This is a genomic window from Paenibacillus sp. FSL H8-0282, assembly GCF_037963825.1.
Classification (GTDB): Bacteria; Bacillota; Bacilli; order Paenibacillales; family Paenibacillaceae; genus Paenibacillus_AQ; species Paenibacillus_AQ odorifer.
In genome coordinates, this window is record NZ_CP150146.1 from 1,931,227 (window position 1) to 1,943,896 (window position 12,670).

Sequence of the window (12,670 nt, forward strand, 5' to 3'; positions counted from 1 at the left end):
GCTGGGATAGCTCTTCTTTTTGGACTTTTTGCTATTGGACACAGCTGACCTTAGACACAGCATTATTACACATTTGGAATGTTAACGGACTCCACAGCAGCTATTGCGCTAAAAACCAGCCTTCATGAGTCTCTTGTCAAGGAATAGCGTGGCTGGAGTCCATAACTATGCTCCAAAGGCTAAATACTAACTAATAACGTCATCTGTGTCCGGCAGCCTCAAGGAATTTTGATTCACCGGGTGCAGGCAGCAATGTAAGGACTCTTTCTGCTGGATGGTATCTTGCTAAGAAAGTAAAAAGTTTTTCAAGCTGTTCAGATTGTGATACGATGAGGAAATGAACTGTTCATTTATTAAAATATAAGGTATAAGTTACATACTATACTTTATCCTTATGTTACTACGAGAAACGGTTGTTATCTCTAAAGGACGACAACGTTATTTTTCTTGTGATTTTGTGAATCTACCATATCCCTAAGGGTTTAAAAGGAGGATGCGAACGATGAGTACGATAGATCTTATTTTGGATAAAGCCCTGCGGGGTGACCGTCTCCAATTGGAAGATACCATCCGACTATTCGAGAGCAACGAAATTGAGAAAATGGGTGCTGCTGCAAACACTATTATGGAACGCTGGCATCCGGACCCGTTAGCCACATTTGTAATTGGCCGTAATATTAACTATACGAATGTATGTGATGTGTACTGCCGTTTTTGTGCTTTTTACCGCAGACCAGGCTCGGATGAAGGCTATGTGCTGCCAGATGAAACGATTTATCAAAAAATTGCTGAAACGATTGCTGTTAATGGTACAGAAATTCTTATGCAAGGTGGAACTAATCCTAACCTTCCATTTAGCTACTATACAGATATACTGCGCGGAATTAAGCAACGTTTCCCTGAGATTACAATGCACTCCTTCTCTCCTGCTGAGATTATGAAGATGAAAGAAGTATCAGGATTACCACTGGAACAAGTGGTTCGTGAAATTCATGCTGCGGGTCTGGATTCCTTGCCAGGCGGAGGCGCAGAAATTCTTGATGACCGTACACGCCGCAAAATCAGCCGGCTAAAAGGCTCGTGGCGCGAGTGGATGGATGTAATGCAGACAGCACATAAAGTGGGTATGAATACAACAGCAACAATGGTGATTGGGCTTGGAGAAAGTATGGAAGAACGAGCTTTGCACTTACTACGTGTACGTGAGGCTCAGGATGAGTGTATTGCCAACAAATATGATTCTGAAGGTTTCTTGGCCTTTATCTCATGGACATTCCAGCCGGACAATACCAACCTGAAGCTGGACAGACAAACGCCTGAGGAATATCTGAAGACGGTAGCGATCAGCCGCCTTGTGTTGGATAATATTAAGAACTTCCAATCTTCTTGGGTCACTATGGGGCCAGAGGTCGGCAAGCTCTCCTTGCAATATGGCTGCAACGATTTCGGCAGCACAATGATTGAAGAGAACGTAGTATCTTCGGCGGGTGCGACTTATAAGGTAAACATCGAGTCGATTACTCAGCTGATTCGCGAAGCAGGCAAAGTTCCAGCGCAGCGGAATACACGTTATGATATTCTGCGGGTGTTCGATGATCCTAATGCGAAGATTGATAATGATTTTGTAATGCAGAACTAATATATATTAATTATTAATCAACGCTTGATGCTTGTTAATCCTTAAGTGGATTACTGAGCATCAAGCGTTTTTTTTGTAAGGTTAGGATTACGATCATTAGCAAGCCTTATTGCAGAACACATCTGAATCTTCGCTTGTTATATCATCCGCTAGGCGTACGGACCCAGTGGACCTTAATTGCAAATTCAGCGCTTCTTGAGTCGGGGTTCGGACCCCAGCGACGCTATTCCTTGAAAAGAGCCCCATATAGGCTGGTTTTTAGTGCAATAGCGACTGTGGGGTCCGATAGCATAGGGAAAATCGGAAAATGTGGCGTATAAGAGCATCAGTGTCCGATAGAGCTGATGTATACGAACAATATGAACTAATGTTAACTACACAAACGAGGGTTGGTGTGGAGTACGCCTTTTAACGAAGCTTTATATAAATGTGAACATAAAAATATTTTTTTATTTCTTTTTACCCATTCACATTATTATCCAAAAGTGATATCATAATCATATCAAAAGAATATCTAGTGGGGGTGCTTTTATGAAAGAGAAAACGCTTCGTCCTGTCAGTGGATTTTGGGTTCTCGCCTTAATTGCAGTTTGTTTAGCTGGGGGAATTTATGGTGCGGTTCAAGAGTATGTCGCAGTGCCAGTCATTCTGTTCGTTGTAGCTGGGGTATTATGTACAAGTGTTACGGTTGTGCAGCCCAATAAGTCGGTTGTAGTTACCTTTTTCGGGCAATATGTAGGGACTATCGTGACAAGTGGCTTGTTTGCAGTCATTCCGTTCAGTTTGCGCAAGACGGTTTCCCTCCGCGTACGTAACTTTAACAGTGTCAAGCTGAAGGTTAATGATGTGGAAGGTAATCCGATTGAAATTGCTGCAGTTATCGTATTTAAGGTAATTAACTCTGCAAAAGCGCTTTTTGATGTAGATAAATATATGGCGTTTGTGGAAATTCAAAGTGAAACAGCGCTGCGTCATGTGGCCAGTAAATACCCGTATGATAACTTCAATGAATCGGGCATGTCCCTGCGGGCCAATGCAGATGAGATTGCTAAAGAATTGGCAACCGAGCTGCAAGAACGTTTGTCGATATCTGGTGTAGAGGTCATTGAAGCGCGGCTCACACACTTGGCTTATTCCACAGAGATTGCCAGTACAATGTTGCAACGTCAGCAAGCATCTGCAATTCTGTCCGCTCGTCAAATCATTGTTGAAGGCGCCGTGGGCATGGTCGATATGGCGATTAAACAGCTTAAAGAGAGTGGCGTGGTTGAGCTTGATGAGGAACGCAAAGCGGCGATGATTAATAATCTGATGGTTGCGATCGTGTCGGAGCGCGGAGCGAGTCCGGTCATTAACGCCGGCTCGTTGTACTAAGGCGGTGCATCATGGCGGCCAAGAAAAGCTTTCCACTGCGGATTGATCCGGATTTACATGAGGCGCTGGAACGATGGGCGGGAGAGGAATTTCGCAGCGTAAACGGACATATCGAATACTTGTTGCGTGAGTCTTTGAAGCGTGCAGGCCGCTTACCTGAAAAAAAACGGCGAGAGGAATAACCATAGAAGGGCTGTTTCAGCATCCATGTATTGGCTGCAAGAACAGTCCTTATGTGTGTCTTCTGACTGTGTTTCTATCATTTTGGACCCTTTTCTGACTTGACTGTCAGAGAGGACAGATTTATAATTACTCCATAATTCACGTTAACAGCATTGACGAAGATATGAGTTGATTGTTCTGGACCGTTCAGAGAGAGGAAACTTAGGCTGAAATTTTCTCCGGCATCCTGCTTTCGATTTACCCCTTTGTAGCTGCGGTTTTGAATTCCCTGCAATGGGATAGTAAGAGCTGCCGGTTCATGGTCGTTACTCCATGCTTACGAAGGATTCTATCTTCACTCCGCTTGAGGATTCAAGGGAGGCTAGAGAGAATCGAATTTGGGTGGAACCACGGGTGTAATCGCTCGTCCCTTTGCGGGACGGGCGTTTTTTTGTGTGCGTGGATATTATTGTTCCGCAAAGGTTAAAGGGCCCTTAGGCTTAATTATATGAAGGAGGAATTAGCAATGTCAGTAAGTATTAAGCTTCCGGACGGTTCTGTCCGTGAATACGCAGAGGGTAGCAGTATTGATGATGTAGCAGCTTCTATTAGCAGTGGCCTGCGCAAAAATGCAGCAGCGGGGAAATTGAACGGTATCGTTGTAGATTTATCTACTCCCCTTGAAGAGGGCGCACTGGTAGAGATCGTAACTTTGGATTCACCTGAAGGTCTGGAGGTTATGCGCCACAGTACAGCTCACTTGATGGCTCAAGCGGTTAGACGTTTGTTCGGAACAAAAGAAGTTAAGCTTGGTGTAGGTCCGGTCATTGAAGATGGCTTCTACTACGATATGGATCTGGAACATCCTCTAAATCCTGAAGATTTGCTCAAAATCGAAAAGGAAATGGACCGCATAATTTCGGAGAACCTGCCAATCGTGCGCAAAGAAGTTAGCCGCAAGGAAGCACTTGAAATTTTCGGTGAGCTAGGTGATCCTTACAAGCTGGAGTTGATCGAGGCATTGCCTGAAGATAGCGTAATTTCTATCTATGAACAAGGAGAATTCTTCGACCTATGCCGTGGACCCCATGTGCCGTCGACTGCTAAGATCAAAGTCTTTAAATTGATGAATGTAGCCGGTGCTTACTGGCGCGGCGACAGCAAGAATAAGATGCTTCAACGCGTATACGGCACAGCTTGGATTAAAAAAGCTCAGCTTGATGAGCATCTTCGTCTGCTTGAAGAAGCGAAGAAACGCGATCACCGGAAGCTCGGTAAAGAGCTTGAAATCTTTACATTTAATCAATTGGTAGGACAAGGCTTGCCAATCTGGTTGCCTAAGGGTGCCAAATTGCGCAGTATTCTGGAGCGTTATATCGTAGATCTGGAAGCAAGTCTTGGCTATCAGCATGTATACACACCAGTTCTGGGTAATGTTGAGCTGTACAAAACTTCAGGACACTGGGAGCACTATCAAGAGGACATGTTCCCTAAGATGACTATCGACAATGAAGAATTTGTTCTTCGTCCAATGAACTGCCCGCATCACATGATGATTTATAAGAGCTCAATGCACAGCTACCGTGATCTGCCGATCCGTATTGCTGAGCTTGGTATCCAGCACCGTTATGAAATGTCAGGCGCATTGACTGGCTTACACCGTGTACGCTCGATGACTCTTAATGACTCCCATATTTTCTGCCGTCTGGACCAAATTAAAGGCGAGTTCATTCGTGTAATCGAATTGATTAAACAGGTATACAGTGACTTTGGTATTAATGACTACCGTTTCCGGTTGTCCTATCGTGATCCTAAGGATACTGAGAAATATTATGCAAATGACGAAATGTGGGAAACTGCACAGCGGATGTTGCGTGAGGTTGTAGAGGAAGCTGGACTGCCGTTCTACGAAGCAGAAGGCGAAGCTGCATTCTATGGTCCTAAACTTGATGTGCAAATTAAGACTGTATTAGGTAAAGAAGAGACTCTGTCTACTGTACAAATCGACTTCTTGCTGCCTGAACGTTTTGAACTGGAATATATCGGCGATGATGGTCAAAAACACCGTCCAGTCGTTCTGCACCGTGGAATCTTGGGTACAATGGAACGTTTCGTTGCCTTCCTGTTAGAGAACTTTGCGGGCTCGCTGCCGCTTTGGTTATCTCCACAGCAGGTTAAAGTAATTCCTGTATCGACAGCGTTCGACGATTATGCCAAGGAAGTTACAGACAAGCTGCGTCGCCGTGGTATCTCTGCTGAAGCAGATCTCCGCAATGAGAAGCTGGGTTATAAGATTCGCGAAGCTCAGCTTGAGAAACTGCCATACATGTTCGTAGTTGGCGAGAATGAGATGAACGCTCAGACGGTTTCCATCCGTAAACGCGGGGAAGGCGACATTGGAGCTAAGCCGCTTCAAGAAGTGATTGAGCTCTTGTCTCAGGAAATTGCTGATCGTGTGATCTCCTAGTTTCTTGTAATTAACAACACCAAAATTACGTCTAAATAAGACCTCTGTTATATGCCAATGAGGATCAACTTCTGATCTTCATGTATAAAATTTTGTGAATCGGGAAACCTTCGCTAATAAGGGGGAGGTTTTTCACATGAACAAAATGGGCATATTTCAGAGGTTTTGGTGTCTTTTTGTCACCATCGTTTTGCTATTGACCGCTGCTGGAATCATTCCAGAATCTAAGCAACAGGCAGTAGGGGCCATTGGGACAGGAGACACTTTACAACACACGGGTATTAACAAAACGCTATCGAACGAGTTGCAATATACCAAGGCTAATTCTGTGTTTATGAGAACTACAGATGATAAGGTCATTCTTACGACTGGCCGTGCCACACTTATGTCAAACGAGGCGCATTCCGTCGCACCTGTATTACCTGCAACAACAAAAAATAAACCAGCAGCGACGAAGGCACCGCAGAGCACCAAAGCTCCAACCACTAAAGCAAACGGTGGCAGCGGATCTTCCAAACAGTTACCAAATTCTATTCCTGTAGCCGCACCTGCGGAAGACCAGATCATTACTTCAATGAAAGTGATGGCGACTGGATATACTGCGGGTTATGAATCTACAGGTAAAACATCTAAACATCCCGAATATGGAATTACCTATTCAGGGGTAAAAGTGCGCAGAGACAAAAATACAGTCTCAACCATTGCTGCGGACCCTAAGGTTTTGCCGCTGGGGAGTATTCTTTATATACCGGGCTATGGATATGCCATAGTTGCTGATACAGGCTCGGCTATTAAAGGGCGGAAGATTGATCTGTATTTTGCTACTACGAAACAGGTGTATAAGGAATGGGGCAAAAAATCAGTTGTAGTTCAACTCATTAAGCGTGGTAACGGGACTTGTACGGAAGTCATGCTGAAGAAGCTGAGCCAAGCGATTGAGACTTACAAAGCAGTACCGCAATCCATGCTCGAAGAATCCATTTAAAGGGATTGAACTTATTTTCACTTGGTCATGCATAATAGTGACATCACCTTGCCATAATACGGACTGGGGCAAAGCAATTGCCTCTTCCGAGATGTTCTCTTAGTAAGCATATTCTATGCTGCATAAGAGAAAAGGAGGTGAATTCCGTGGCCAATAACAAGAAATCTAAAGTACAAGAAAATTACAAAACACCAAATGAAAAATACAATGCTGAGTTTGCTGTTGAGAATGACGGCGCTACTAAGCAAAGTGGAAATACTTCTAAACCAGCTCAGAAACCGCAACAATAATGCGCTGACTGAAGCAGAAGACTGCTGAAAAAAAGAGACTGTCCAATTCAGTTAATTACTGAGGGACAGTCTTTTTTCATATATAATGAAGTAAATAGAATTTTATCCCATTCATCTCAGTCTAGAGACTGAGGGGAAGTTCCTTCTCTCGCCGCTGTTTCTCAGTACTTCATTCCTGTAGACTAAGGCTATAAGATTGAAGAAGAGAGCGTTCCACTACTTTAAAGGGGAAATGAATGATGAAAAGAAGGTTCACCAGCCAGGTTTTAGGCGGCCTGATCCTGATAGGGATTGGAGCTATGTTTCTACTGAGACAATTAGGTTACACTGATTTCAGCTTAGGTTACCTGATTTCGAATTATTGGCCGGTAATTTTGATCCTAATGGGAATGAACCGGCTTTTAGGTACAGGGGATGGACAATCCAAAGGTTCTTCACCTATCGGCGGCTTTTTCTTTCTGGCGATCGGAGTGTTTTTCCTTGGACGGAATTTAGATTGGTTCGATATTTCGGCCGGGGATTTTTTCAAAATGTTCATTCCAGTTATGTTGATCGGCGGCGGACTTTATGTGATTTTTAAACCACGCGGTTCAGTACCACCTGTGCCACCAGCTCCACCGTCACCACCAGATCACTTTCCTTCAGGAAAAAGCTCACTAGATGTGGAGCCGCCCAAACCACTGGATTCCACACTTGATGAACAATTTGAGCAAAAATTTGGCAAGGCTTCTGGTCAACGCGACTGGAAGGACTATCTTCAAAAAGATGAAGAAGACGATGAGGACGAAACAGGATCTTATAAGTCCAGCGCTGAAGCACGTTGGCAAGAGAAGCAGGAACGACACGAGCGCAGACGTCAGGAACGTCATGAGCGTCATGCTCATAGACATGGTAAATGGCATGAGGAATTCCATGAATCAAATAATCAAAAGGAATCGACCAATCGCTCTGCTTTTATCGGAGATGTCCACATGGGGCGCGAGCATTTCCAACTGAAGAACACGAATATCTCGCAGTTTATCGGCGATACCGTACTGGATCTGACGAATGCACAGATTGCTTATGGCGAAACGAGGATTAATATTTCCGCTTTTATAGGCGACATTAAAGTGTACATTCCGAATGATATGGATCTTGGCATCTCGGTGAACAGCAGTTCTTTTATCGGGGATATGGAAGTTCTGGATCAGTCTCGCAGTGGTTTTATGAGCAGTGTACAGTGCAAGACTCCTTATTATAAAGAAGCAGGCAAAAAAGTCCGTATAAATGTAAGTGCATTTATAGGTGACATTAAAGTTAAAACGGTGGGTTAGATGGGGACAATCTTCAGTAATACCAAATGGTTGCTGTTGTTTTACTTTTTGCTCACTGGAGCGGTAAGCGCAGGATTGATGTATGCAGGCACTTGCCTTGGTTATATCGAAGTGAAGGATTATCGGATGTGGCTGTACTTATGTCTCGGGATTGTGTTGTTCACTGTAGTTATCGGCTATATGGCAGGCCAGCGGATTCAGCGCCGGATTGATCATCTGGATCTGAATATGCTGCAGGTCGCCAAAGGAAATCTGTCCGTACGGATGCCAGAAAGTGACGATCAGTCTTTTGCCCGAGTGTATCACGAGTTTAATGTCATGATGGATACGGTCGAGAATAAGATGCAGCTTCTACAGCGATTGGGTGAACAAGAGGTTATTGAGAAGGAACAGGCAGCGGAGAGTGCGGTGTTGGAGGAAAGAAGGCGTATGGCCCGGGATCTGCATGATACGGTGAGCCAACAGCTTTTTGCCATCCATATGTCGGCTTCTTCGCTGCCTAAAGTGCTGAAGGTTAATGAAGCTCAAGGTCAAATGGTCATGGACCAGTTGATTACAATGTCTCAGATGGCACAAAAACAAATGAGAGCATTAATTGCACAACTGCGTCCGGTGGAGCTGGAAGGTCGAAATCTGTTCGAGGCGCTGGAAAAATGGTTTCCCGATTATTGCCGCCAGAATGGCTTAAAAGGAATGAAGGAGCTCGAACTTCAGGGCGAGTTATCGGAAGCAATCGAACATCAGCTGTTCCTAATTATTCAAGAGGCGATGGCGAATATCGTGAAGCATGCCGGGGCTAGACTGGTGAGTCTATCGCTGCGTGAAGGATCAAGACAAGTTGTGCTGAGTATTAGTGATGACGGTCAAGGTTTTGAACATGTGCAGCAAAAACAAGGCTCCTACGGTCTCACCACCATGCGCGAACGCGCGGAGAAACTGGGTGGGCAAGTGGAGATTATTAGCCGCAAGGGTGCGGGAACGACGATCCGTGTACATATTCCTAAGTTTGTTCAAGGGAACCCAGAATTAGAGCAGAATAGATCGTTAGGAACAGATACACAGGACGAGGAGGAGTAGAGCATGAGTGTCATAAAAGTGTTGCTCGTAGATGATCATGATATGGTACGGATGGGCCTCAAAACTTATCTAATGCTGGAGCCTACATTCGAGGTCATCGGTGAGGCGGCGAATGGACAAGAGGCGCTGGAGATGCTGCGTGCTGGTGGACATGAAGGTCTGCCTGACCTCGTGCTGATGGATTTGATGATGCCAGTGATGAATGGTGCCGAGACCACAAGAGCAGTGCTGGCTGAATTTCCTGGCCTCAAAATCGTGATCCTCACCAGCTTCCTGGAGGATGATCTTGTTGTAGATGCTATAGAGGCTGGTGCAGTCAGCTATGTGCTCAAAACAGTGTCGGCAGAAGAGTTAATCTACGCATTGCAAGGGGCTTACCGCGGCATGCCAGTCATGACGGGTGATGTGTCACAGGCGCTGACCCGTGGTATTCGCCAGCGCACCGTGCAAGGTGATTCCTCCGGTTTAACAGAGCGTGAGAAGGAAGTCCTGCTGCTTATAGCTGAGGGCAAGACCAATAAGGATATCGGTGAGGAGCTGCATATCAGCATCAAGACAGTGAAGACGCATGTCAGCAATCTGTTGATGAAATGCGAGCTTGATGACCGTACCCAGTTGGCTATTTACGCTCATCGGAAGGGCTGGGCTCAGGGGTAGGACTTGTAGACTAAGGTGCATTACTATTTGAAATGGTTTTAGAAGCTCGGGCCGCGATGTTTTTCGCGCCCGAGCTTCTTTTTTTACTTTCCTGCCTAATCTCCTCCCATTTGCCTATATCTTTTATCTGCGCTTAAATTGTTTTTAATGTGACCTTAAGGTTTAAAGTACAAAATAAGAACATGAAAACAAATTAATCCTTGTCACGGCGACAGGAAGCAGGAGGAAAGATAAACATGGACGATAACAAAAACAACTTCAATCGCGACAATGGACCAGCACCAGATCGGGAATGGGACAATAATAACAATAGCAGCAATAATAATAATTCATCTGAAGCAGGATCATCATCATACTACTATTCTTACGGACCTTTTAAATCTTTGAACAAAGACGAGAATAACACTGACGGTGGCGCACAGCACTACAATCGGATGGAGCCAGAACGTGTCGAGGTTACACCTCCACAGCCTGTAAAGCCATTGCCTTATAACACATCGCTTCGCACCACTGGCTATGATGGCAATGGTGGTGGCCGCGGAGGAAATGGCGGTGGCGGTTCTGAAGGTGGCGGCGGCTGGCAATATAATAAAAAACCAAAAAGCTCGTTAAAAACAGTGCTGGTATCATTCCTAGCCGGTATGGTCGTTCTCTCGGGCTCAATGTATATGGCAGACAGAGGTAACTGGTTTACGGGAGATACAGCTACAACGGTTGCTAGCTCCGGAACGAATGGAACGGCGAAGACAACGGGCGAGAGTGCAGGTGTTGCGCCTTCTACTTCTACTACATCCTTGGTGACTGGATCTCGTGATGTGACAGGTGTTGTTGATGCGGTGGGACCAGCAGTTGTTAAGATTGAGACACTAGTTAAATCTAATTCGCGTAATGGAAGCTCATCCAGTCCGAATCTGAGTGATCCCTTCTCACAATTTTTCTTCGGGGATCAATACAGTGGAAATGGTTCTTCCCAAAATGAACAGGATTCCAAATCAGGATCGGATTCTTCATCACAGCTTATCCCTTATGGAATTGGAACAGGCTTCATTTATGAGAAATCCGGCTATATTTTGACCAACCAGCACGTAATTGACAATGCCGATGTAATCCAAGTCACCGTGGATGGCGTAACCAAGCCTTATGAAGCGAAGCTGCTAGGTTCTAGCAAAGATCTGGATTTGGCTGTGCTTAAAATTGAAGGAGATAGTGATTTCCCTACAGTAGCACTGGGAGATTCGGATAGCATAAAGGTAGGTTCAGAAGTGGTTGCTATCGGTAACCCGCAAGGCTTTGATCATACTGTAACTTCCGGTGTTCTTAGTGCAAAAGGACGCAGTATTGATATTAATGAAGAAGATGGCAGTGGAACACGTAATTACAAAAACCTGCTGCAAACCGACGCTTCTATCAACCCGGGTAACTCAGGTGGGCCGCTGCTCAACATGAATGGGCAGGTAATTGGGATGAACGTAGCCGTCAGCACGGATTCTCAAGGTATTGGTTTCGCAATCGCTGTGAATACGATTAAAGAAGTCGTAGATAAGCTGGAAGCCAACCAAGCCATTCCGAAAGAGCCGGTACCTTTCATTGGTGCAACTCTTATGACGATTACAGATGAGGTTGCTAAGCAAATGGGTACGGATATTAAAGAAGGTTCTGTGGTTGCAGACATCATCTATAAATCCCCAGCGTATACCGCTGACCTGCGCCCTTACGATATCATTACCGGTGCGAATGGAACGAAGTATGCAACCAACCAAGATCTGATTACTTTCATTCAAACGTTAAAAGTTGGTGATAAAGTAACATTAAATGTTGTGCGCGACGGTAAAACCATGGATCTCTCAGTTACCATCGGTAACAAAAATGATTTTGATACAACGACTACACAACAAAGTCAGCAGCAATAATACCGGACGGTAAGTCACACGGAAGGGGCGACCCTTCCGTTTTTGTCTAATTGTGATGTAAACTGCTACAATATATAAAAAGAACTGAACAATGGGGGCTGCTTGATGCGACCGAATATTCTAATTATTGATGATGACGAAAAGATTATTTCTATGCTGCGTAGAGGTTTAGCTTTTGAAGGTTACGATGTGAAAACAGCGGTGAATGGAGCGGATGGATTACGGGCAATCTTGAGCAGTGACCCGGATGTGGTAATTTTGGATGTAATGATGCCTCAGGTGGATGGCTTTGAAGTATGTCGCCGCTTGCGGGAAGGAGGCAGTAATGTTCCTGTTCTCATGCTTACCGCGAAGGATGAAATTGAGCACCGTGTAAAAGGGCTTGATCTGGGTGCGGACGATTATCTGGTTAAACCCTTCGCGCTGGAAGAACTGCTTGCACGTGTACGTGCGTTGCTTCGGCGTAAGAGTGAGCAAAGCGAAGGTGGAGAGCAAGCGGTTTCTTATGAAGATATTACGCTGGATGTGGATTCACGTGAGGTTACCCGCGCCGGTAAAAGACTGGAGCTAACAGCGAAGGAATTTGAGCTGCTTCATCTTTTTATGCAGAATCCGAAACGTGTGCTTTCACGGGATCTGATCATGGATAAAATATGGGGTTATGATTATAGCGGTGAATCTAATGTGCTTGAGGTATACATAGCTATGCTACGTCAAAAGACGGAGGAGCATGGCGGTAAACGCCTCATTCAAACGATCCGGGGTGCCGGTTACATTCTAAGAGGTGACAACTAAC

The 12,670-nt window shown here is 45.0% G+C and carries 11 protein-coding genes; all 11 read left to right on the plus strand.

The genetic code is table 11. The features are described 5' to 3' along the window. Nucleotides 1–502: 502 nt before the first annotated feature. The 11 genes from mqnC to NST94_RS08355 all read left to right on the plus strand — a co-directional run bounded on the left by mqnC (nucleotide 503) and on the right by NST94_RS08355 (nucleotide 12,669). Nucleotides 503–1,639 (plus strand): cyclic dehypoxanthinyl futalosine synthase, encoded by a 1,137-nt coding sequence (gene mqnC / locus NST94_RS08305; RefSeq protein WP_076184682.1) that lies wholly within the window; start codon nucleotides 503–505, stop codon nucleotides 1,637–1,639. A 531-nt stretch (nucleotides 1,640–2,170) separates the two neighbouring features. After that, nucleotides 2,171–3,013, plus strand: coding sequence for an SPFH domain-containing protein (locus NST94_RS08310; protein ID WP_036684473.1), 843 nt, complete (start codon nucleotides 2,171–2,173; stop codon nucleotides 3,011–3,013). A gap of 11 nt (nucleotides 3,014–3,024) precedes the next feature. Beyond that, nucleotides 3,025–3,195 carry a toxin-antitoxin system HicB family antitoxin gene (locus tag NST94_RS08315; RefSeq protein ID WP_036684471.1) on the plus strand — a complete coding sequence of 57 codons (171 nt, stop codon included), beginning with the start codon at nucleotides 3,025–3,027 and terminating at the stop codon, nucleotides 3,193–3,195. A gap of 506 nt (nucleotides 3,196–3,701) precedes the next feature. Then, nucleotides 3,702–5,642, plus strand: coding sequence for a threonine--tRNA ligase (gene thrS / locus NST94_RS08320; protein ID WP_076135889.1), 1,941 nt, complete (start codon nucleotides 3,702–3,704; stop codon nucleotides 5,640–5,642). Nucleotides 5,643–5,778: 136 nt separating this feature from the next. Continuing rightward, nucleotides 5,779–6,627, plus strand: coding sequence for a 3D domain-containing protein (locus NST94_RS08325; protein WP_254857054.1), 849 nt, complete (start codon nucleotides 5,779–5,781; stop codon nucleotides 6,625–6,627). A gap of 146 nt (nucleotides 6,628–6,773) precedes the next feature. Then, nucleotides 6,774–6,917 carry a hypothetical protein gene (locus NST94_RS08330; protein WP_156113077.1) on the plus strand — a complete coding sequence of 48 codons (144 nt, stop codon included), beginning with the start codon at nucleotides 6,774–6,776 and terminating at the stop codon, nucleotides 6,915–6,917. A 236-nt stretch (nucleotides 6,918–7,153) separates the two neighbouring features. Continuing rightward, nucleotides 7,154–8,230, plus strand: a complete 1,077-nt coding sequence (gene liaF / locus NST94_RS08335) for a cell wall-active antibiotics response protein LiaF (RefSeq protein ID WP_305953552.1) — start codon at nucleotides 7,154–7,156, stop codon at nucleotides 8,228–8,230. Further along, the gene (locus tag NST94_RS08340) at nucleotides 8,231–9,307 is read left to right on the plus strand and encodes a sensor histidine kinase (protein ID WP_076126420.1); all 1,077 of its coding nucleotides are present in this window, start codon (nucleotides 8,231–8,233) and stop codon (nucleotides 9,305–9,307) included. It abuts the gene before it with no gap. 3 nt (nucleotides 9,308–9,310) lie between these two features. Further along, nucleotides 9,311–9,964, plus strand: a complete 654-nt coding sequence (locus NST94_RS08345; protein WP_036684464.1) for a response regulator transcription factor — start codon at nucleotides 9,311–9,313, stop codon at nucleotides 9,962–9,964. A gap of 236 nt (nucleotides 9,965–10,200) precedes the next feature. Continuing rightward, nucleotides 10,201–11,874, plus strand: coding sequence for a trypsin-like peptidase domain-containing protein (locus NST94_RS08350; protein ID WP_076184679.1), 1,674 nt, complete (start codon nucleotides 10,201–10,203; stop codon nucleotides 11,872–11,874). A 105-nt stretch (nucleotides 11,875–11,979) separates the two neighbouring features. Beyond that, nucleotides 11,980–12,669 carry a response regulator transcription factor gene (locus NST94_RS08355; RefSeq protein WP_036684461.1) on the plus strand — a complete coding sequence of 230 codons (690 nt, stop codon included), beginning with the start codon at nucleotides 11,980–11,982 and terminating at the stop codon, nucleotides 12,667–12,669. Nucleotide 12,670: the final 1 nt, after the last annotated feature.